This window comes from Burkholderia sp. NRF60-BP8 (genome assembly GCF_001522585.2).
GTDB lineage: Bacteria > Pseudomonadota > Gammaproteobacteria > Burkholderiales > Burkholderiaceae > Burkholderia.
Map to the genome: position 1 here is coordinate 1,492,981 of NZ_CP013373.1, position 22,301 is coordinate 1,515,281.

At 67.7% G+C, this 22,301-nt stretch carries 18 protein-coding genes; 15 read left to right on the forward strand and 3 right to left on the reverse strand.

Annotated features, from left to right (window positions below; translation table 11 throughout):
- Nucleotides 1-102 precede the first annotated feature (102 nt).
- The 8 genes from WS54_RS20305 (at nt 103) to WS54_RS20340 (ending at nt 9,194) form a co-directional block, all read left to right on the forward strand.
- Nucleotides 103-1,029 (forward strand): sugar ABC transporter substrate-binding protein, encoded by a 927-nt coding sequence (locus WS54_RS20305; protein WP_034207064.1) that lies wholly within the window; start codon nt 103-105, stop codon nt 1,027-1,029.
- Nucleotides 1,030-1,098: 69 nt separating this feature from the next.
- Nucleotides 1,099-2,682 carry a sugar ABC transporter ATP-binding protein gene (locus tag WS54_RS20310; RefSeq protein WP_059780241.1) on the forward strand — a complete coding sequence of 528 codons (1,584 nt, stop codon included), beginning with the start codon at nt 1,099-1,101 and terminating at the stop codon, nt 2,680-2,682.
- A 27-nt stretch (nt 2,683-2,709) separates the two neighbouring features.
- Entirely contained in the window at nt 2,710-3,735 is a 1,026-nt protein-coding gene (locus WS54_RS20315) for an ABC transporter permease (RefSeq protein WP_034207066.1), read from the forward strand.
- Between the two features lie 44 nt (nt 3,736-3,779).
- Nucleotides 3,780-4,694: a sugar phosphate isomerase/epimerase family protein gene (locus WS54_RS20320; protein WP_059780242.1), complete on the forward strand. Its 915-nt coding sequence runs from the start codon at nt 3,780-3,782 to the stop codon at nt 4,692-4,694.
- Between the two features lie 75 nt (nt 4,695-4,769).
- The gene (locus WS54_RS20325) at nt 4,770-5,783 is read left to right on the forward strand and encodes a Gfo/Idh/MocA family oxidoreductase (protein WP_059780243.1); all 1,014 of its coding nucleotides are present in this window, start codon (nt 4,770-4,772) and stop codon (nt 5,781-5,783) included.
- Between the two features lie 77 nt (nt 5,784-5,860).
- Entirely contained in the window at nt 5,861-6,787 is a 927-nt protein-coding gene (locus tag WS54_RS20330) for a TIM barrel protein (protein ID WP_059780244.1), read from the forward strand.
- Between the two features lie 65 nt (nt 6,788-6,852).
- On the forward strand, nt 6,853-8,025 hold the full coding sequence (locus WS54_RS20335; protein ID WP_059780245.1) for a Gfo/Idh/MocA family protein: 1,173 nt from the start codon (nt 6,853-6,855) through the stop codon (nt 8,023-8,025).
- Between the two features lie 284 nt (nt 8,026-8,309).
- On the forward strand, nt 8,310-9,194 hold the full coding sequence (locus WS54_RS20340; protein WP_034207071.1) for a MurR/RpiR family transcriptional regulator: 885 nt from the start codon (nt 8,310-8,312) through the stop codon (nt 9,192-9,194).
- 57 nt (nt 9,195-9,251) lie between these two features.
- On the opposite strand, the gene WS54_RS20345 is transcribed toward WS54_RS20340, so the two are convergent.
- Nucleotides 9,252-10,772, reverse strand: coding sequence for a CoA-acylating methylmalonate-semialdehyde dehydrogenase (locus WS54_RS20345; protein WP_059780246.1), 1,521 nt, complete (start codon nt 10,770-10,772; stop codon nt 9,252-9,254).
- Between the two features lie 115 nt (nt 10,773-10,887).
- Between WS54_RS20345 and WS54_RS20350 the strand changes: the two genes are divergently transcribed.
- From WS54_RS20350 to WS54_RS20380, 7 genes are all read left to right on the forward strand, one after another.
- The gene (locus WS54_RS20350) at nt 10,888-11,823 is read left to right on the forward strand and encodes a LysR family transcriptional regulator (RefSeq protein ID WP_059780247.1); all 936 of its coding nucleotides are present in this window, start codon (nt 10,888-10,890) and stop codon (nt 11,821-11,823) included.
- Between the two features lie 116 nt (nt 11,824-11,939).
- Entirely contained in the window at nt 11,940-12,167 is a 228-nt protein-coding gene (locus tag WS54_RS20355; RefSeq protein WP_006402122.1) for a sulfurtransferase TusA family protein, read from the forward strand.
- 286 nt (nt 12,168-12,453) lie between these two features.
- Complete coding sequence (locus WS54_RS20360) at nt 12,454-12,873, forward strand: hypothetical protein (protein WP_034207074.1); 420 nt, start codon at nt 12,454-12,456, stop codon at nt 12,871-12,873.
- A 266-nt stretch (nt 12,874-13,139) separates the two neighbouring features.
- Complete coding sequence (locus WS54_RS20365) at nt 13,140-13,844, forward strand: response regulator transcription factor (protein ID WP_006490421.1); 705 nt, start codon at nt 13,140-13,142, stop codon at nt 13,842-13,844.
- Entirely contained in the window at nt 13,841-15,214 is a 1,374-nt protein-coding gene (locus tag WS54_RS20370; RefSeq protein WP_059780248.1) for a FecR family protein, read from the forward strand. The genes WS54_RS20365 and WS54_RS20370 overlap by 4 nt, the downstream gene beginning before the upstream one ends.
- A gap of 10 nt (nt 15,215-15,224) precedes the next feature.
- Complete coding sequence (locus WS54_RS20375) at nt 15,225-17,612, forward strand: CHASE2 domain-containing protein (RefSeq protein WP_059780249.1); 2,388 nt, start codon at nt 15,225-15,227, stop codon at nt 17,610-17,612.
- A 37-nt stretch (nt 17,613-17,649) separates the two neighbouring features.
- The gene (locus tag WS54_RS20380) at nt 17,650-18,264 is read left to right on the forward strand and encodes a DUF4136 domain-containing protein (RefSeq protein ID WP_059780250.1); all 615 of its coding nucleotides are present in this window, start codon (nt 17,650-17,652) and stop codon (nt 18,262-18,264) included.
- A gap of 51 nt (nt 18,265-18,315) precedes the next feature.
- On the opposite strand, the gene galU is transcribed toward WS54_RS20380, so the two are convergent.
- Nucleotides 18,316-19,200 carry a UTP--glucose-1-phosphate uridylyltransferase GalU gene (gene galU / locus WS54_RS20385; RefSeq protein ID WP_034207077.1) on the reverse strand — a complete coding sequence of 295 codons (885 nt, stop codon included), beginning with the start codon at nt 19,198-19,200 and terminating at the stop codon, nt 18,316-18,318.
- An 87-nt stretch (nt 19,201-19,287) separates the two neighbouring features.
- Nucleotides 19,288-22,155, reverse strand: coding sequence for a valine--tRNA ligase (locus WS54_RS20390; protein WP_059780251.1), 2,868 nt, complete (start codon nt 22,153-22,155; stop codon nt 19,288-19,290).
- Between the last annotated feature and the right edge of the window lie 146 nt (nt 22,156-22,301).

The window sequence follows — 22,301 nt, forward strand, 5'->3', positions numbered from 1 at the left end:
TTCATCCGGATGCTTCAGTCCCGATCGGATCCGATCGGACTCGGCCCGGCGGCGCGCAATGCGCCGTCTTCCGCCCCCCGGAGATGAGGAGACAGATTGATCATGAAGACCAAGCTGATGGCCGTCGCGGCCGCCGCGATCCTGGCTGCGCCGCTTGCGCATGCGGAGAAGATCGGCGTGACGATGGCATCGTTCGACGACACGTTCCTGACCATCCTGCGCAACAGCATCGCCGATTCGGCGAAGAAGGACGGCGCGACCGTGCAGATCGAGGACGGCGGCAATGACGTCGGCAAGCAGTTGAGCCAGGTCCAGAACATGATCGCGCAGAAAGTCGACGCGATCATCGTGAACGCGGTCGATACCGACGCGACGCCGAAGATCACGAAGATGGTGACCGCGGCGAAGATCCCGCTCGTCTACGTGAACCGCAAGCCGGTCGATTTCGACAAGCTGCCGGCCGGCGTCGCGGTCGTCGCCTCCGACGAAAAGCAGTCGGGCACGCTGCAGGCGCGCCAGGTGTGCAAGCTGCTCGGCGGCAAGGGCGACATCCTCGTGCTGATGGGCGAGCTGTCCAACGAATCGGCGCGCGCCCGCACCAAGGACATCGAGGACGTGATCGCGACGAAGGAATGCGCGGGCATGAAGATCGTCGACAAGCGCGAAGGCAAGTGGAGCCGCACGCAGGGCCAGGACATCACGATGAACTGGCTGAGCTCCGGGACCAAGTTCGACGCGATCGTGTCGAACAACGACGAAATGGCGATCGGCGCGATCAACGCGTTGAAGGCCGCGCGCAAGCTGACGCCGAAAACGGTCGTCGCGGGCATCGACGCGACGCCGGACGGCCTCGCGGCGATGAAGGCCGGCGAGTTGAAGGTGTCCGTCTACCAGAACGCGACCGGGCAGGGCGCGCAGGCCGTCGCCACCGCGCTGAAGCTCGCGAAGAAGCAGCCGGTCGATCGCTATGTGAACGTGCCGTTCGAGCTCGTGACGCCCGACAACATGAACCAGTACGCGAAGCACTGACCGGTTGTCCCGTTGAACTGCGCGGGCCCGGCACGGCCGGGTTCGCGCGCGACTTGTCGAGGAACGTCCATGTTTACAGCCAGGATCGCGCGCCCGATGGCCGGCGGCGACGCGCCGGCCGCTTCGTCCGGGGCGGCCGGCTCGTCCGGCTCGCCGCCTCCTTCCATGGCCGACTGCGTGCTCGAGGTGCGCGGCGTCGGCAAGTCCTTTCCCGGCGTCGTCGCGCTCGACGGCGTGCAGTTCCGCGTGCGCCGCGGCACCGTTCATGCGCTGATGGGCGAGAACGGCGCCGGCAAGTCCACGCTGATGAAGATCATCGCCGGCGTCTACACGCCCGACCAGGGCGAAATCCTGATCAACGGCGAACCGGTCGTGCTGAACGGCCCGCTCGATGCGCTCGACCGCGGCATCGCGATGATCCATCAGGAGCTCAACCTGATGCCGTACATGACGGTCGCGGAGAACATCTGGATCCGCCGCGAACCGAAGAACCGCTTCGGCCTGATCGATCACGCCGAACTGCGCCGCCGCACGGCCGCGCTGTTCGAGCGGCTGTCGATCGACATCGATCCGGAAACCGACGTGCGCACGCTGTCGGTCGCGAGCCGCCAGATGGTCGAGATCGCGAAGGCCGTGTCGTTCGACTCGGACGTGCTGATCATGGACGAGCCGACCTCCGCGCTGACCGAAAAGGAAGTCGCGCACCTGTTCCGGATCATTCGCCAGCTGCGCGAGCAGGGCAAGGGCATCGTCTACATCACGCACAAGATGAACGAGCTGTTCGAGATCGCCGACGAGTTCTCGGTGTTCCGCGACGGCAAGTACATCGGCACGCATGCGTCGAGCGACGTCACGCGCGACGACATCATCCGCATGATGGTCGGGCGCGAGATCACGCAGATGTTTCCGAAGGAAGCGGTGCCGATCGGCGACGTCGTGCTGTCGGTGAAGGATCTCTGCGTCGACGGCGTGTTCCGCGACGTCAGCTTCGAGCTGCGCGCGGGCGAGATCCTCGGCGTCGCGGGCCTCGTCGGCTCGGGGCGCTCGAACGTCGCGGAGGCGCTGTTCGGCGTCGTGCCGGCCACGTCGGGCGAGATCCGCATCGACGGCAAGCCGGTGCGGATCGCGACGCCCGCGCAGGCGATGAAGCACGGGATGGCGTTCCTCACCGAGGATCGCAAGGACTCCGGCTGCTTCCTGAATCTCGACCTGCTCGCGAACATGGAAGCGGCGGTGCTCAGCAACCGCTACGTGAAGTTCAATTTCGTGCAGCAGGCGCAGTTGAAGCGCGACTGCGAGGAAATGAGCCGGATGCTGCGCGTGAAGTCGCCCGGGCTGCACGAGGAAATCCAGAACCTGTCGGGCGGTAACCAGCAGAAGGTGCTGATCGGCCGCTGGCTGCTCACGCAGCCGCGCATCCTGATCCTCGACGAACCGACGCGCGGCATCGACGTCGGCGCGAAGGCCGAGATTCACCGGCTCGTCAGCGCGCTGGCCGGCAAGGGCGTCGCGGTGCTGATGATCTCGTCGGAAATGCCGGAAGTGCTGGGGATGAGCGATCGCGTGATGGTGATGCACGAAGGGCGCATGACCGGCATCGTCGATCGCAAGGACGCCGACCAGGTTCGCATCATGGATCTCGCGTCGCGCTGAGCCGAAACAAGATTGGAGACAACTGAAATGGGCAACCTGAACCCGGTCGCGGATGCGCAGACCATGACACTCAAGTCGCGGCATACGAAGTGGCCGCCCGAACTGAGCATCTTCCTCGTGCTGGTCGGCATCAGCCTGTTCTTCGAGATTCTCGGCTGGATCGTCGTCGGCCAGAGCTTTCTGTTCAATGCCGAGCGGCTCGAAATCATCGTGCTGCAGATGGCCGTGATCGGCATCATCGCGGTCGGCGTGAACCTCGTGATCATCACCAGCGGGATCGATCTCTCGTCGGGGTCGGTGGTCGCGGCGGCCGCCGTCGTGTCGGCGAGCCTCGCGCAGGTGTCCGACTTCCCGCGCGCGGTGTTTCCGCATCTCACCGATCTGCCGGTGATCTGGCCGGTGCTGGCCGGCGTGTGCGTCGGGCTGCTGGTCGGCCTGCTGAACGGCACGCTGATCGCGATGACGGGCATCCCGCCGTTCATCGCGACGCTCGGCACGATGGTCGCCGCGCGCGGCTTCGCGAAGTGGTTCACCAACGGGATGCCGGTGTCGATGCTGACCGACTCGTTCGCGGCGATCGGCGCGGGCGCGAACCCGGTGATCGTCTTTCTCGTGATCGCCGCGATCTTCCACGTCGTGCTGCGCTACACGCGCTTCGGCAAATACACCTATGCGATCGGCGCGAACCGCCACGCGGCCGTCGTATCGGGCATCAACGTGACGCGCCACCTGATCTTCGTCTATGCGATCGCGGGCCTCCTGAGCGGGATCGCCGGCACCGTGACGGCCGCGCGCGCGATCTCCGGCCAGTCCGGCATGGGCGTGATGTACGAGCTCGATGCGATCGCGGCCGTCGTGATCGGCGGCACGTCGCTGTCGGGCGGCCTCGGGCGCGTGACGGGCACCGTGATCGGCGTGCTGATCCTCGGCGTGATGACGTCGGGCTTCACGTTCATCCGCATCGACGCGTATTACCAGGAGATGGTGAAGGGCGCGATCATCGTCGCGGCCGTGATCGCCGACCAGTACCGCAACAAGAAGTCGCGCCGCTGACCGATTCCGACGCGGCCGACACCACGCAACCTTCCGGGAAGAAGATGAAGATCGCTCTGGATCCCTACATGATTCGCCACCTGCCGCTCGACCGGCTGCCGCATGCGGTCGCCGAGCTCGGCTACGACCAGATCGAGCTGTCGCCACGCAGCGACTTTCTCGACTGGTGGGTGATGCCGCGCGCGACGCGCGAGCGCATGGCCGCGTTCCGACAGGCGATGCGCGCGAGCGGCGTCGGTCTCGCGTCGCTGCAGCCGATGTACCGCTGGGCGAGCCCGTTCGAGGACGAGCGGCAATGGGCCGTGCGCTGCTGGCAGAAGGCGATCGAGGTCGCAGTGGAGATGGAGTGCCCGCTGATGGTGTCCGAGTTCGGGCGCGGCGCGTCGCCGGAGCGTTCGGTCGGCGAGCGGCCGGGCGCGAACCCGAAGGAGCTGTGCGAGGCCGCGTGGTTTCGCTCGATGGACGCGCTGCTGCCGATCCTCGAGCGCGAACGCATCGTGCTGTCGGTCGAGCCGCATCCGGAGGACTGGATCGAGCAGCTTCAGCCGGCGATCGACATCGTCACGAACATCGGCTCGCCGTCGCTGAAGCTGTCGTACATCGCGCCGCACACGTTCTACTACGGCGACGACATGGCCGCGATGATCGCGACCGCCGCGCCGATTCTCGCGCACGTGCGCGTGGCCGACACGTTCGATCACCGCAAGAGCAGTCAGTTGCGCTACATCGTGAACCCGCCGGGCTCGAACCAGATCCGCGTGCACCAGCATCTCGACATCGGGCAGGGCGAGATCGACTGGGACGTGTTTTTCGGCGCGCTCGGCGCGGCCGGCTTCGATGGCGTGATGTCGTCGTGCGTGTTCGCGTGGGAGGACCGCGCGGAAGCGTCGTCGCGCTACATGCGCGACACGATCCAGCGCTACGTCGAACGCCATTTCGAGCGGGCGGCCGCGCGCTGAGCCGTTTTGGGCACCCTTGCTGACCGGCGCGGCACGGGCCACGCCGTTGATGAACGAACGACTGGAGATATTCGAATGACGTTGCAAATCGGTGTGATCGGCTGCGGCGCGATCGGCCAGGACCATATCCGCAGGCTGACGCGTACGCTGTCCGGCGCACGCGTGGTAGCCGTCAACGACATCGACCCGCAGCAGGCGCGCGATGCGGTGACGAAGTACGGGCTCGACGCGGAAATCTACGGCGACGGCCACGACGTGGTCGCGGCCGCCGACGTGCAGGCCGTGCTCGTCACGTCGTGGGGGCCGACGCACGAAGCGTTCGTGCTCGACGCGATCGCGCACGGCAAGCCGGTGTTCTGCGAGAAGCCGCTCGCGGTGACTGCCGACGGCTGCATGCGCATCGTCGAGGCCGAGATCGCGCACGGCAAGCGGCTCGTGCAGGTCGGCTTCATGCGTCCGTACGACGAAGGCTATCGTGCGCTCAAGCGCGTGATCGACAGCGGAGAGATCGGCGCGCCGCTGATGCTGCATTGCGCGCATCGCAACCAGTCGGTCGGCGAGCGCTATACGACCGACATGGCGATCACCGACACGCTGATCCACGAGCTCGACGTGCTGCGCTGGCTGCTCGGCGAGGACTACACGAGCGCGCAGGTCGTCTACCCGAAGAAGACGCGCCATGCGAGCGCGCATCTCGCCGATCCGCAGATCGTGCTGCTCGAAACCGCGAGCGGCGTGCGCATCGACGTCGAGATCTTCGTGAACTGCCAGTACGGCTACGACATCCAGTGCGAGGTGGTCGGCGAGAACGGCATCGCGAAGCTGCCCGATCCGCCGGCCGTCGGGCTCAAGCATGCGGCGCGGCAGTCGGTCGAGATCATGACCGACTGGAAGGAGCGCTTCATCGCGTCGTACGACGTCGAGCTGCAGGCGTTCGTCGACGGCGTGCGGCAGGGCGCGCTGACCGGCCCGTCCGCGTGGGACGGCTATGCGGCGGCGGTCGCGGCCGATGCGTGCGTGCGCGCGCAGCAGAGCGGAGCGGTCGAGCCGATCGCGATGGCCGAACGCCCGGCGTTCTATCGCGGCTGAACGGGCCGGACACGTTGACATCGTGCCACGCGGCCACGCTCGAGGCCACGCACCGCTTTCCTGATGGACTGACCGACATGACGATGAAGATTGGCTGCGCGCCGTGCTGCTGGGGCGTCGACGACGTGAAGAATCCGCACGTGCCGCCGTGGCGGCACGTGCTCGCCGAAGCCGCACAGGCCGGCTATTCGGGCATCGAGCTCGGCCCGTACGGCTATATCCCGCTCGAGCTCGACGTGGTGAGCGCGGAGCTCGAACGGCAGCGCCTGAGCATCACCGCCGGCACGATCTTCGACGACCTGGTGTCGCCGGAGAACCTGCCGAACCTGCTGCGCCAGACGCGCGACATCTGCGCGCTGATCACGCGCTTGCCGAAGCTGCCGACGCAGGACGGCCAGCGCTACGCGGCGCCGTACCTGGTCGTGATGGACTGGGGCCACGAGGAGCGCGACTATGCGGCCGGTCACGGCGATCGCGCGCCGCGGCTGTCCGACGAGCGCTGGGCGCGGATGGTGGACCATATCCGGCAGATCGCGACGCTCGCGCGCGACGAGTTCGGCGTGCGCGCGGTGATCCATCCGCATGCGGGCGGTTACATCGAGTTCGCGGACGAGATCGACCGTATCGTCGCCGACGTTGCGGCCGAGACGGCGGGCCTCTGTCTCGACACGGGCCACCTGTACTACTCGGGGATGGATCCCGAGACCTGGCTGCGCCGTCACGCGGCGCGGCTCGACTACGTGCATTTCAAGGATATCGACGCGACCGTGTACGACGCGGTGATGCGCGAGCACATCGCATTCTTCGCGGCGTGCGCGCGCGGCGTGATGTGCCCGATCGGCAACGGCGTGCTCGACTACCGCGCGATTCGCCGCGCGCTCGACGACATCGGCTATGCGGGCTATATCACGATCGAACAGGAGCGCGATCCGCGCAATGCCGGCACGAGCCTGCGCGACGTCGCGGCGAGCCGCGCGTTTCTCGCATCGGCCGGGTTCGCGTGATCGGCCGTCGGCCCGACCCTTTGCACACACTCTGAACACTGAACACGGACAGGAACACGACAATCATGATCGACGGACAGATTCTGCTCGGACATTCGATTCGCTGGGGCATGGTCGGCGGCGGGCTCGGCAGCCAGATCGGCTACAGCCACCGGTCGGCCGCGTTGCGCGACGGCAGTTTCCAGCTCGTTGCCGGCGCGTTCGACATCGATGCCGAGCGCGGGCGGCAGTTCGGCGTGAAGCTCGGCGTCGCCGCGGACCGCTGCTATCCCGACTACCGGACGATGTTCGACGCCGAGGCGAAGCGTGCCGACGGCATCCGCGCGGTGTCGATCGCGACGCCGAACAACACGCACTTCGAGATTTGCCGCGCGGCGCTGAACGCGGGGCTGCACGTCGTATGCGAGAAGCCGCTGTGCTTCACGACCGAGGAGGCCGAGGCGCTGCAGCGGCTGTCGGTCGAGAAGAACCGCATCGTCGGCGTCGCGTACGGCTATTCCGGACACCAGATGATCGAGCAGGCGCGCGAAATGATTGCGCGCGGCGATCTCGGCGAGATCCGCATCGTGCAGATGCAGTTCGCGCACGGCTTCCACAGCGACGGCGTCGAAGCCGCGAGCGCCGCCGCACGCTGGCGCGTCGACCCGAAGTTCGCGGGGCCGAGCTACGTGCTCGGCGATATCGGCACGCACCCGCTGTACATCTCCGAAGTAATGGCGCCGGACCTGAAGATCAAACGGCTGATGTGTTCGCGGCAGAGCTTCGTGAAGAGCCGCGCACCGCTCGAGGACAACGCGTTCACGATCATGGAATACGACACGGGTGCGATCGGCTACGTGTGGTCGAGCGCGGTGAACGCCGGCTCGATGCACGGGCAGAAGGTGCGCGTGATCGGCTCGAAGGCGAGCGTCGAATGGTGGGACGAACATCCGAACCAGTTGCGCTACGAGATCCAGGGGCAGCCCGCGCAGGTGCTCGATCGCGGGATGCCGTACCTGCACCCGAACGCGACGCGCGAAGACCGCATCGGCGCCGGGCATCCGGAAGGGCTGTTCGAAGCGTGGTCGAACCTGTACGCACGCTTCGCGCTCGCGATGGACGCGGCCGATCGCGGCGACGCGCAGACGTTGAAGCAGATCCGCTTTCCGGACGTCCATGCGGGCGTCGAAGGCGTGCGGTGGGTCGAGAACTGCGTGCGGTCCGCCGATGCGGGCGGCGTGTGGGTCGACTATCGTTGAACGAGGGGGCAGGCCGGCGCCGCCGCGGGCCGTCGCGTGTGGTCGCGCCGGCCGGCTTGGTAGACACCCTGATCTTTACGACGCCGCGAGGGCGTTGGACAATCGTTTCCAGTCTTGCCGTGGAGCGTATGCAAGCGATGATCGAGCGCGTGGGAGCGAGCAGGCGGCGCGGGCCGTGCCGCAAACGTGATTAAATTCGCCCTTCATGCATGTATCCAGCCGAGCCCCGGGCCGCGTCCGCCAGCATCGCACGCGCATCGGGGCCGTCAACTTCGCGCTATCCGATGAGTTCATCCGAGAAACCTCCCGCCACCGTCGAGCAGTTCCTGCAGCATCTGACGCAGGAGTACGACGGTCTCAGCAATCGCCTGAAGGTGATTGCGCGTCACGTGGAAACGCATCGGGACCAGCTTGGGCTGGAAGGCATCCAGTCGCTCGCGGAGGCATGCGGCGTCCAGCCGTCGGCCGTCGTGCGCTTCGCGAAGCACTTCGGCTTCTCCGGGTTCTCCGAGATGCAGCGGCTGTTCCGCGAGGGGCTCGCGCAGCAGATCGCGCCGGGGCGTGCGTACAACCTGCGGCTGCGCGACGTGATCGAAGCCGGCTCGTCGAGCCTGCAGCCCGAACAGATCGCCGACGAATTCATCAAGGGCAGCATTGCCGGGATGCAGCAGTTGCGGCAGACGCTCGATTCGCAGGCGCTCGCGCAGGCCGTGGATTTGCTCGCCGATACGCAGGCGATCTGGATCGCCGGGTCGCGGCGCGCGTTTCCGATCGCCGTGTATCTCGACTATGCGCTGCAGCATACCGACAAGCGGATCGGCCTGTTCAGCGCGCTCGGCAGCATGCATCTCGGCCAGATCCGGTCGGTGCGCGACGGCGACGTGATGATCGCGATCTCGTTCATGCCGTATGCGGACGAGACCGTGCAGGTCGCGCAGCAGGCCGCGCAGCGCGGCGCGCGGCTGATCGCGATCACCGACAGCCGGATGAGCCCGCTCGCGCGGGAGGCGGAAGTGACGCTGATGGTGCAGGACAGCGCGACGTTCGGCTTTCGTGCGCTGACCGCCACGATGGGCCTCGCGCAGAGTCTGTTCGTCGCGCTCGCGTACCGGCTCGAGTTGTCCTATATGCCGACCGCCGACGGCGCGCACGGCACGAAAGCCGGTTGATCGCGACTGCCGGTGCGCCGCCCGCCGAACGGATCGGCGGACGGCGCACCGGGCGGCTTACTTCGCGGTCGGCATCGCGAATTCGGCGCCCTTGCCGATGCTCGACGACCAGCGCTGCATCACCGACTTCTGACGCGTGTAGAAGCGCACGCCTTCCTCGCCGTATGCGTGCATGTCGCCGAACAGGCTCTTCTTCCAGCCGCCGAAGCCGTGCCACGCCATCGGCACCGGGATCGGCACGTTGATGCCGACCATGCCGACCTGGATGCGCCGCGCGAATTCTCGCGCGATGCCGCCGTCGCTCGTGAAGCACGACACGCCGTTGCCGAACTCGTGCGCGTTGATCAGGTCGACCGCTTCGCCGAAGTCCTTCACGCGCACGCAGCCGAGCACCGGCCCGAAGATCTCTTCCTTGTAGATGCGCATGTCGGGCGTCACGCGGTCGAACAGCGTACCGCCGGTGAAGAAGCCGGCTTCGCGGCCCGGCACGCGCAGCCCGCGGCCGTCGACCACCAGTTGCGCGCCTTCGTTCACGCCCTGCTCGATATAGCCTTCGATGCGCTTGAGCGCGTCGCCGGTGACGATCGGCCCCATCTCGACTTCCGGCGACATCCCGTCGCCGATCACCAGCTTGCGTGCGCGCTCGGCGACCGCCGGCACGATCTTGTCGGCCACGTCGCCGACCAGCACCGCGATGCTGATCGCCATGCAGCGCTCGCCCGCGGAGCCGTATGCGGCGCCGATCAGCGCGTCGACGGCCTGCTCGATGTTCGCGTCGGGCATCACGACGAGGTGGTTCTTCGCGCCGCCGAGCGCCTGCACGCGCTTGCCCGACTGCACCGCGCGCTGCTGCACGTAGGCTGCGATCGGCGTCGAGCCGACGAAACTGACGGCCTGCACGTCCGGGTGGTCGAGGAGGGCATCGACCGCGCCCTTGTCGCCCTGGACGACGTTGAACACGCCGGCGGGCAGGCCGGCCTGCGTGAGCAGGTCGGCGATGAACAGCGCGGCCGACGGGTCGCGCTCGCTCGGCTTCAGCACGAACGTGTTGCCCGTCGCGAGCGCGACCGGGAACATCCAGCACGGCACCATGCACGGGAAGTTGAACGGCGTGATGCCCGCGACGACGCCGAGCGGCTGGCGCATCGTCCAGTTGTCGATGCCGGTGCTGACCTGGTCGGTGAAATCGCCCTTCAGCAGTTGCGGCACGCCGCATGCGAATTCGATGATGTCGATGCCGCGCGCGACTTCGCCCTGCGCATCCGAGAACACCTTGCCGTGCTCGGCCGTGATGATCGCCGCGAGCGTGTCGCGGTGCTCGTTCATCAGTTGCAGGAAGCGGTGCAGCACGCGCGCGCGGCGGATCGGCGGCGTGTCGGCCCAGGCCGGGAACGCCGCACGGGCGGACGCGACGGCGCGCTGCACTTCGTCGTCGCCCGCGAGCGCGACGCGGCGCACCGCGCGGCCGAGCGCCGGATTGAAGACGTCCTGGAAACGGCCGCTGCGGCCGGCGACGGGCGCGCCGTCGAGGTAGTGGCCGACGTCGGCGTCGGACGTATAGGCGGGAACCGTGGTCATGCGTGTCTCCTGCGGATGGGAATGGGGGTGAACGGAACCTAGTCTAGGCAAAGCGGCGGGGCGGGAGAAGGCCGCGCAGCTTGATTCACTGTTCAGAATTCTGAATAATCGGCGGATGAATCAGCAAAATGTCCAGGCGCTCTGGCCGCACATCCATTCGCTGACGGTGCTGTCCGCGGCGGGCAGTTTCACGGCTGCCGCGCAGCGGCTCGGCATCAGCAAGGCCGCGATGAGCCAGCGCATCGCCGATCTCGAAAAGGCGGCCGGTGTGCCGCTCGTGCGGCGCACCACGCGCAGCGTGCGGCTCACCGATGCGGGCCAGACGCTCGTCGACAGCACGCGCGACGCGTTCGAGTCGATCGGCCAGCATTTCGCGCGCGTGAAGGATCTCGCCGGCGAGCCGCGCGGGCTGCTCCGCCTGACGGTGCCGGTCGCGCTCGGGCGCCAGCAGATCGTGCCGCACCTGCCCGATTTTCTGCGCCAGCATCCGGGCGTACAGATCGAGCTCGACCTGTCCGACCGCCTGCATTCGCTGACGCAGGAGGGCTTCGATCTCGCGATCCGCCATACGACCACCGCGCCGCAGACCCATGTCGCGTGGAAGCTGTGCGACACGCGTTCGCTGCTGGTCGCGAGCCGCGACTATCTCGACACGCGCGGCGAGCCGCGCCACCCGAGCGAACTCGTCGATCACAGCTGTCTGTGCTACTTGCGCGAGCACGAGCCGGCCGCGTGGAGCTTCGAGCCGGACGGCCGCCGGCGCCAGCGCGTGAGCGTGCCGGTGCGCGGCAGTTTCGCGGCGAACAACAGCGAGGCGATGCGCGAGGCCGCGCTCGGCGGGCTCGGCATCGCGCTGCTGCCCGATTTCAGCGCGCGACGCGATCTCGACGCCGGCCGGCTCGTCGCGCTGCTCGACGGCTGGCGGCCGTCGGGTGCGTTCGGCGACCACATTTTCGCGATCCGCCCGTACAGCCCGGTCGTGCCGAGCGCGGTGCGCGCGCTCGTGCGGCACCTGCGCGAGCGGCTCGCGGGCGGCTTCTCCGGCGCGTGAGCCGGGCGGCGGCGGGCGCCGGGCCGTGGGCGGGCCGGGCAGGCGCGGCGGCGCTGCGGTAAAATCGCGGCTTCCATCCGCGCCGTGTGGGCGCGTCATTCGAAGGTCGACAGCCGATGCAGATTCACAAGGAAGTGGACGCGCGCGGGCTCAATTGCCCGTTGCCGATCCTGCGTGCCAAGAAAGCGCTTGCCGATATGGAAAGCGGGCAGATCCTCAAGGTGCTCGCGACCGATCCGGGCTCGCAGCGCGATTTCGCCGCGTTCGCGAAGCAGACGGGCAACGAGATCGTCGAATCGACGACCCAGGACAAGACCTTCGTGTTCCTGATGCGTCGCCGCTGAAGGCGCGCATCGGACGTCCCGCCGCGCCAGGCTCCCGGCCGGCGCGCCTGGCTGACCGCGCTTTGCCGACCCGCTAGCCGGCCCGCTTAGCCCGCCGCACCTGGCCGGCCGCCCTTGACCGGCCGGTTCCGCGCCTCTCTGACAATTCTTAAACCTCGTTGCGTGACCGGCTGCGTATACTGACGCGGCCGGTCGTCCGCTCCCAGCGGAGGCGCCGGCCACGGTACGTCGCACGGCGGGCTCGGGGGCCATGCCTGACGCTACCGTCGTACAACGGGGAGAGGACATGTCCTTCAGACCAGGGACCCTTCGAAGTCCGTCCGGAGCGGAAAGCATTGCGCCCGTGCGCACCTCGGAATTGAACCGGATCGAGCTCGATCCGCAACAGGACCGCCACGCGCGTGCCGCGCTGGAAGCCTACGCGGATTCGGCCGCGGCCGAGATGCCGTGGCTGGCCGAGTGGCTCGACGAACGGCTGCGCGATGCCGCGCGCGACGACGGCGCGGGCCCGACCTACTGCGGTGCGACGATCGAACGCGTGTTCGATCTGGCGCAGGCATGGGCGGCAGGCCAGCCCGACTACGCGGCCGGCGCATGGGAGCGCGTGCGCGACCAGTTGCAGCGGATGCTCGCGCAACGGCCGTCGCCGCGCGTGCCGACAGACGATTTTGCCGAGCCGGTGGCCGGCATCGCGGGCGCCGAATAGGCGTCCGGTTGTGCAGCAGAAAGGATTATTCGAAGAAAGGGCGATAGTCCGCGCAATTTCTTGGCGAATTTCATACTACTATGATGAAATCGCCGGTTCGTCCGTGCCCCGTTTTTGAGATATTTGCCCGGGGTCGCCGGTTTGCGCAGGAGGCGCGAGCGGCGAACGACGGCTTGCCGGCCGGTATCCGGCGCCGCGCGCAGGGTGCGCGGCCGGGGCAGGCGCGGGAGCCGAATGGACGGATCGATTTCGATTTGCGGGGTGCTATGAGAATTGCTGTACTGGATGACGATCCGGCCCAGACGGATTTCGTCAGTCAAACGCTGACGGCCGTCGGCCACACGTGCTATGCGTTCAAGGAAGGCAAGGCCCTGAAGAAGCGCCTGCAGCGCGAGACGTTCGACCTGCTGGTGCTCGACTGGAACGTGCCCGACATGTCCGGCGAGGAAGTGCTCAAATGGGTGCGCGCCAACCAGACCGAGCACAGCCTGCCGATCATCTTCATGACGAGCCGCGACGACGAGGCGGGGATCACGCAGATCCTCAACGCCGGCGCCGACGATTACGTGGTCAAGCCCGTGTCGGGCCCGATCCTGCGCGCGCGCATCGGCTCGCTGCTGCGCCGCGCGTATCCGGTCAACGCCGAGGCGACCGTCCGCGAATTCGATCAGTTCCGTTTCGACGTGAACCTGAAGCAGGCGTACGTCGGCGACAAGGCCGTGAGCCTCACGCAAAAGGAATTCGAGCTCGCGCTGCTGCTGTTCCAGCATCTCGATCGGCCGCTGTCGCGCGCGCACATTCTCGACCTCGTGTGGAAGCAGGCGACCGACATTCCGTCGCGCACGATGGATACGCATATTTCGATGCTGCGCACGAAGCTCGGCCTGCGGCCCGAGAACGGTTACCGTCTCGCGCCGATCTACGGGTACGGCTACCGTCTCGAACGGGTCGGCCAGGGGGAACCGGAGTGACCGCGCGAATCACGCAGCGTACGGCGAGCCTGCGCACGGCGGCACTGCGCGCAGCCTGCGCGGTCGCGTTCGCGTTCGCCGCGCAGCAGGCCGCGGCGCAGCCGCCCGCCGCCGCAGGCAAGACGGTCGTCTATCGCACGCAGGCGGGCGACACGCTGTACGACGTCGCCACGCGCTACCTGCAAGGCGCGGACGACTGGCAACTGCTCCAGCAGATCAACGGCGTGCCGGCGCCGAAGCGCCTGCAGCCCGGCGTCGCGCTGAAGCTGCCGGTCGCGCGGCTGCGCAAGGAAAAGCTCACCGCCCGCGTGATCGCGGTGCAGGGCACGGCCGAGCGCGCGTCCGGCGCTACGTCCGGCACCTCGTTCGCGCCGCTCGCGAACGATGCGACGCTCGCCGAGGGCGATCGCGTGCGCACCGGCCCGAACGGCTTCGTGACGATCGAGCTGGCCGACGGCACGCACATGAGCCTGCCGCCCGACAGCCAGCTCGAGCTGAAGTCGCTGCGCCGCACGGTGCTGACCGGCACGCTCGATCGCGAGTTCGAACTCACGCGCGGCTCGGTCGACAGCGAAGTCACCCACCTGAAGAAACGCGACGATCGCTTCCAGATCCGCTCGCCGTCGGTCGTCGCCGGCGTGCGCGGCACGCGCTTTCGCGTGAACTACGACGCGGCCGGCACCGCGGCGACCCGCGTCGAAGTGCTCGACGGCACCGTCGGCGTCGCGGGCGGCCGGCAGCCGGCCGGCGCGACGCTCGTGCATGCGAACTTCGGCAGCGTCGCGACGTCGTCCGGCGCGGTCGGCGCGCCCGTCGAACTGCTGGGCGCGCCCACGCTCGCGCATCCCGACAAGGTGCAGGACGAGCCCGACGTCGCATTCGACCTCACGCCGCTCGCGCAGGCGCATGCGTATCGCGTGCAGCTCGCGCACGACGCGGGGCTGCTCGACCTGTTCCGCGAAACGCGTACCGATTCCCCGCACGCGGTGTTCCGCGACGTGCCGAACGGGAATTACTTCGTGCGGATCGCCGCGATCGATGCGAACGGCCTCGAGGGGCAGCCGCGCACCTATGCGTTCGAACGCCGCGTGATGGGGCTCGACGCGAGCGCGTCGCAAGGCGCGGGCGGTTACGAGTTCCGCTGGTCGCCGAACGGGTCGGGAAAGAATGCGCGTTACCGGTTCGTGCTGTCGCGTTCGAAGGACCTGAGCGCGCCGGTCGTCGACCAGGTCGGCCTGCACGCGCGCCAGATCACCGTCGCGCACCTGCCGGCGGGCGACTACTTCTGGGCCGTGACCGTCGAGGAATTCGAAGGCGGCAAGTTCTACGAGAAGACCAGTCCGGTCAGCGCGTTCACGTTGTCGCGCTGACCCGCGGCGCATGAAACCCGACTCCGTTTCCCCGCGGCGGCGCCTCGGCCGCCGCTTTCTGATCGAGTGGATCGCGATCGGCTGCCTCGGGATCGCGGTGATCCTCGCGTGCGCGCTCGGCCGCCTGTCGTCGAGCGTCGACGGATTGATCTACGACCGGCTGCTGATGCTGCGCAGCCTGCCGCTGTCGCCCGACGTGGTGGTGGTCGACATCGACAACCAGAGCGTGTCCGCGCTCGGCCGCTGGCCGTGGCCGCGCGACGTGCATGCGCGGTTGCTCGACACGCTCGCGCGCGCGCAGCCGGCCGCCGTCGTCTACGACGTGCTGTTTACCGAGCCGTCGTCCGAGGATCGCACGTTCGCGGACGCGATGAGCCGCGTGCCGACCTTCCTGCCGGTGCTGTTGAGCCCCGAGCAGCCGGACGGCACACGATCGGTCGATCCGCCTGTCGCCGCGCTCGCCGCGCGCGCGACGGGGCTCGGTCATATCAATCTCGAAGTCGATCGCGACGGCATCGTGCGCAGCGTCGCGCTGTTCGAAAGCGACGGCCGCGTGCGCTGGCCGCAACTGATGGTGCCCGTCTACCGCGCGATCCAGGCCGGCCGGCTGCACCCGGTCGGCGGCATGCCTGGCGCGAACGCGCACGACCTGTCGCGCGATGCGGCCGGCGACGGCCGCTACCTGATTCCGTTCAGCCGCAACACGCCCGCGTATCCGACGCTGTCGTTCGACGACGTGCTCGAAGGGCGCGTGAAGCCCGACGCGCTGCACGGCAAGATCGTCGTCGTCGGCGTGACGGCGTCGGGGCTGTACGATCGCTTCGCGACACCGGTGTCCGGCGAGTTCGGCCCGCTGGCCGGCGTGTATATCCATGCGAACGTGCTCGACATGCTGGCGACCGGCAGCGCGATCTCGCCCGCATCGCGCGCGGGGTTGTTCGTCGCGTCGCTGCTGCCGCTCGCCGTGTTGCTGGGCGGCTTCCTGATGCTGTCGCCGTGGCGCGCGCTGCTGCTGACGCTGAGCCTTGCCGCGCTCGCCGTGATCGCGAGCATGGCGCTGCTGTTCGAGGCGCGCATCTGGCTGACGCCGGCGCCCGCGATCTTCGGGCTGATCGCCGTCTACCCGATCTGGAACTGGCGGCGGCTGGAAATGACGATGTCGTACCTGCGCCGCGAGCTGCAGCGGCTCGCCGACGAGCCGCACCTGTTGCCCGAGGCGCCGCGCACGCGCAGCGTCGGCGGCGACGTGCTCGAGCGGCAGATGGCGCTGATGGCGCAGGCCGCGCAGCGCGTGCAGGACATGAAGCGCTTCGTGTGGGACAGCCTCGACAGCATGCCCGAGCCGATCTTCGTGACCGACCTCGCCGGCACCGTGCTGATCGCGAACCACGCGGCCAAACGCTACGGGTCGCGGCTCGCGCTGCCGTTGCCGGAAGGGCGGCCGCTGCGCACCGCGCTCGGCGAGCTGACGTTCATGAAGACCGTCGACGGCAACGCCGAGCACGACGCGGCGATCCGCGAGCGCTGGCCGGCCGCGCTCGACCCGACGCTCGAGGCCGAGCACGACGCGATGGCGCGCGGCATCGAGGTGCGCGATCGCGACGGGCTCGACCATCTGCTACGCTACGCGGCATGCACGAACGCGCAAGGGCGCGTGACGGGCTGGATCGCCGGCCTCGTCGACGTGACCGACCTGCATGCGGCCGAACGGCATCGCGAGGAGGCGCTGCATCTGCTGTCGCACGACATGCGTTCGCCGCAGTCGTCGATCCTGGCGCTGGTCGAGATCGAGCGCGATCGCGTCGAGAGCGACGCGATGCGCGGCCTGCTCGCGCGGATCGAGCGCTATGCGCACCGCGCGCTGTCGCTCGCCGACGAGTTCGTGCAACTGGCGCGCGCCGAGTCGCAGGCGTACCAGCTCGAGGTGACGAGCCTCGTCGACGTGCTGATCGATGCGAGCGACGAAGTGTGGCCGCAGGCGCAGGCCAAGCACATTCGCATCGAGTCCGACGTGGGCGCCGACATGTGCTGGGTGCGCGCGGATCGCTCGTTGATCACGCGCGCGTTCGTGAACCTGTTGAACAATGCGGTCAAATACAGTCCGTCCGACACGGTGATCACGTGTACGCTGACGGTCGAGCACGCATCGAAGCGGATGTTCTGTACGATTCGCGATCAGGGGTACGGCATTGCGCCGGAAGATCAGCGGCATCTGTTCGAGCGGTTCAAGCGATTCCATGCCGGCGAGCGGCCCGACATCCCGGGTTCCGGGCTCGGCATGGCATTCGTGAAGACGGTCGTCACGCGCCATGGGGGCAGCGTGTCGGTCGACAGCGAAGTGGGTGTCGGCACCGCGGTGACGGTGTCGCTGCCCGCGATCGACGAGCCGTCCGCCTGACAGGGCCGGGCGCGGCGGCAGGCATTTGGGGAAAGCCATGAGAAAGCAATGGGCAGCGACCGCGCTGGCGGCGTCGCTGTTGACGGGTTGCGCCGGCGTGACGAGCGGCGTGAGTGCGGTCGGGCAGCCGAATGCATTTGCATCCGGCGCGCACGGCTACGATTTCGTGCGGACGGCCGCGCAGCGGGACGACGCCGACTACCGGCGGATCGAGTCGCTCGTACGCGACGAACTCGCGCGCCGCGGCTTCGATGCGCAGCCGCTCAAGGACGCGCGTTACCGGCTGTCGATCGCGTATGCGACGCAGCCGGCGGCGGTCGCGGCGAGCGCCGACCGGTGCGGTGCGGCCAGCAGCGCATGCGTGACGGTCGACGGGCCGGCGCCGTTCGCGCTGCCGTTCGCGGGCAAGGTATACCGTCACGTGCTGACGCTGCGTTTCGTCGATGCGCAATCGGGCGCTGACGTCTATCGCGTGTCGGCGTCGCTGCGCGACCGCGATCCGGGCACGCAGCAGGCCGCACCGGCGCTCGTCAGGAGCGCGCTGGCGAAGCTGCCGTTCGGCGACGGCGGCGGCTGGCTGGTCAAGACGAAAAAAGACGACGCGGGCGGGATGCCGGGCGTCGTCTCGGTGAAGCCGGCCGACGCGCGCTAAGCGGTGGCCGGGAGGTGAGGGCGCGCCCCGGCGGGCGCGCCCTTGCCGCGTTCAGACGGCGGGTTGGGCGCCGTCGCGCGTGCGCAGGTACGTATCGAATTCCGCGCCGACTTCCGGGTGGCGCAGCGCGAATTCGACCGTCGCCTTCAGGTAGCCGAGCTTGCTGCCGCAGTCGTAGCGCGTGCCCTGGTACTTGTAGGCCAGCACCTGTTCGTCGGCGAGCAGCGCCTGGATCGCGTCGGTGAGCTGCAGTTCGCCGCCCGCGCCGGGCTTCAGCGCGCGCAGATGCTCGAAGATCCGCGGCTTCAGGATGTAGCGGCCGACCACGCCGAGGTTCGACGGCGCGACTTCCGGCGCCGGCTTCTCGACGATCGCCGACATCTTGACGATCGACTCTTCCCATTCCTTGCCGTCGACGATCCCGTACGACTTCGTCTCCGACGGCGGGATCTCTTCGACGCCGATCACCGAGCTGTGATAGTGGTCGAACACGTCGACCATCTGCTTCATCACCGGCGGATTGCCGTCGAGCAGGTCGTCGGCGAGGATCACCGCGAACGGATTGTCGGCGACGAGCTTTTCCGCGCACAGTACCGCGTGGCCGAGGCCGAGCGCTTCCGGCTGGCGCACGTAGAAGCAGTCGACATGGCTCGGCTTGATGCTGCGCACGAGTTCGAGCAGCTTTTCCTTGCCACGCGCCTCGAGTTCGGCCTCGACTTCGTACGACTTGTCGAAGTGATCCTCGATCGCGCGCTTGCTGCGCCCTGTCACGAAGATCATCTCGGTGATGCCCGCGGCGATCGCTTCCTCGACCGCGTACTGGATCAGCGGCTTGTCGACGACGGGCAGCATTTCCTTCGGGCTCGCCTTCGTTGCCGGCAGGAACCGCGTGCCGAGACCGGCAACGGGGAATACCGCCTTGGTGACTTTCAACATGATCGAACCTTTATTCCTGTAATCGACTTGTCAGACGGTCTATGTTCACGTTCGCATTATAGTGAACGCAAACGACCTTACCGTTTGTTACGCAGGCAACCGATCGAGTTGCGCGCGCAGTTTTTCGAGCGTGCTCTGGAATTCCGCGACGCGTTTCTGCTCCTGTTCGACCACGGCCGGCGGCGCTTTCGCGACGAAAGCCTCGTTGCCGAGCTTCGCGTTGCATTTCGCGATCTCGCCCGTCAGGCGCGTGATTTCCTTCGACAGGCGCTCGCGTTCGGCCGCGACGTCGATTTCCACCTTCAGCACCAGCTTGTTCTGGCCGACGATCGCGATCGGCGCGCCGTGCGCTTGCTGGTCGAGCGCCGCTTCGTCCGCGAGGATCTGCACGTCCGACAGGCGCGCGAGCGCCTGCACGTACGGCGCGAACGCGCGCAGGCGCTCGGCGTCGCCGGCCGCCAGCAGCGGCACCTTGGTGGCCGGCGACAGGTTCATCTCGCCGCGCAGGTTGCGGCATGCGTCGACGATCGCCTTCAGGTCGGCCGCCCACTGCTCGGACGCTTCGTCGATCTTCTGCAGGTTCGCGACCGGATACGCCTGCGTCATCAGCGACGCAACGCCCTCGGCCTTGCCTTGCGGATAGCGGCCGGCGAGCGGCGCGACCTTCTGCCAGAGTGCCTCGGTGATGAACGGGATGATCGGGTGTGCGAGGCGCAGCACCGTTTCCAGCACGCGCAGCAGCGTGCGGCGCGTCGCGCGCTGCTGTTCCGGCGTGCCGTTCTGGATCTGGACCTTCGCGAGTTCGAGATACCAGTCGCAGTACTCGTCCCACACGAACTTGTAGATGCTGGTCGCGATGTTGTCGAAGCGGTAATCGGCGAAACCCTTCGCGATGTCGGCTTCGGTGCGCTGCAGCAGCGACACGATCCAGCGGTCGGCCGCCGAGAAGTCGAGGTAGCCGCCGGGGCCGCAGTCGCCCGCGCCGCACACTTCCGGCTTGTCGTTGCCGCAGTCGTGGCCTTCGCAGTTCATCAGCACGAAGCGCGTCGCGTTCCACAGCTTGTTGCAGAAGTTGCGATAGCCTTCGCAGCGCGCGAGGTCGAAGTTCACGTTACGGCCGAGCGTCGCCATCGACGCCATCGTGAAGCGCAGCGCGTCGGTGCCGAACGCGGGGATGCCGTCCGGGAATTCCTTGCGCGTCTTCTTCTCGATCGTCGCCGCCTGCTTCGGGTTCATCAGGCCCGTCGTGCGCTTCGCGACCAGCGTTTCGAGGTCGATGCCGTCGACGATGTCGATCGGGTCGAGCGTGTTGCCCTTGCTCTTCGACATCTTCTGGCCTTCCGCGTCGCGCACGAGGCCGTGCACGTAGACGGTATGGAACGGCACCTTGCCCGTGAAGTGCGTGGTCATCATCACCATCCGGGCGACCCAGAAGAAGATGATGTCGAAGCCGGTGACGAGCACCGACGACGGCAGGAAGTGCTGCAGTTCGGGCGTTTCGTTCGGCCAGCCGAGCGACGAGAACGGCACGAGCGCCGACGAGAACCACGTGTCGAGCACGTCCTCGTCGCGCTTGAGCGCGCCCGTGTAGCCCTTTGCGGCGGCTTGCGCGCGCGCGTCTTCCTCGTTGCGCGCGACGAATACCTCGCCGTTCTCGCCGTACCACGCCGGAATCTGGTGGCCCCACCACAGCTGGCGCGAAATGCACCAGTCCTGGATGTTCTCGAGCCACTGGTAGTAGGTGGTCGTCCAGTTCTCCGGCACGAACTTGATCCGGCCGTCGCGCACCACGTCGAGCGACGTCTCGGTGATCGACTTGCCCGGATTGAACGTGCCTTCCGGCGCCGGCTTCGTCATCGCGACGAACCACTGGTCGGTCAGCATCGGCTCGATCACGACGCCCGTGCGGTCGCCGCGCGGCACCATCAGCTTGTGCGGCTTCACGGAGTCGAGGAAGCCCTGCGCGTCGAGGTCGGCCACGATTGCCTTGCGCGCGTCGAAGCGGTCGAGGCCGCGATACTGCTCGGGGCCGTTGTCGTTGATCTTCGCGTCGAGCGTCAGGATCTCGATCGGCGCGAGCTTGTGGCGCAGGCCGACCTGGTAGTCGTTGAAATCGTGCGCGGGCGTGACCTTCACGACGCCGGTGCCGAACTCGCGATCGACGTAGTCGTCGGCGATCACCGGGATCTCGCGGCCCGTCAGCGGCAGCGTCACGCGCTTGCCGATCAGGTGCGCGTAGCGCTCGTCTTCCGGGTGCACCATCACGGCGACGTCGCCGAGCATCGTCTCGGGGCGCGTGGTGGCGACCGTGAGCGAGCCCGACCCGTCGACGAGCGGGTAGCGGATGTGCCACAGGTGGCCGTTTTCCTCTTCGCTCGCGACTTCGAGATCCGACACCGCGGTGAGCAGCACCGGATCCCAGTTGACGAGGCGCTTGCCGCGGTAGATCAGGCCCTGTTCGTAGAGCGTGACGAACACGTCGCGCACGGCGGCCGACATCTTGTCGTCCATCGTGAAATATTCGCGCGACCAGTCGGTCGACGCGCCGAGGCGGCGGACCTGGCCGGTGATCGTCGAACCGGATTGCTGCTTCCATTCCCACACGCGCTCGACGAACTTCTCGCGGCCGAGGTCGTGGCGCGACACGCCCTGCGCGTCGAGCTGGCGTTCGACGACGATCTGGGTGGCGATGCCCGCGTGGTCGGTGCCGGGCACCCACAGCGTGTTCTCGCCGAGCATCCGGTGATAGCGCGCGAGGCCGTCCATGATCGTCTGGTTGAACGCGTGGCCCATGTGCAGCGTGCCCGTCACGTTCGGCGGCGGCAACTGGATCGCGAAATCGGGGCGGGACGGATCGAATGCCGGGGCGGCATAGCCGCGTTTTTCCCACTCCGGCCCCCATTGGGACTCGATGGTATGGGGCTCGAAGCTCTTCGCAAGCGTGTTGTCGCTCATGTTGGAAATCTGCCGAAAAATGCGTGAATTGGATGCCGAATCTGACAATTATAAATGGATGCCCATCGGCCAGCCATCGCGCAGCCGGCGCGGGCCGGTCGGGGCGCGGCCGCAACGTGCCTGCGCCGCGCGTACGACGGGCGGCC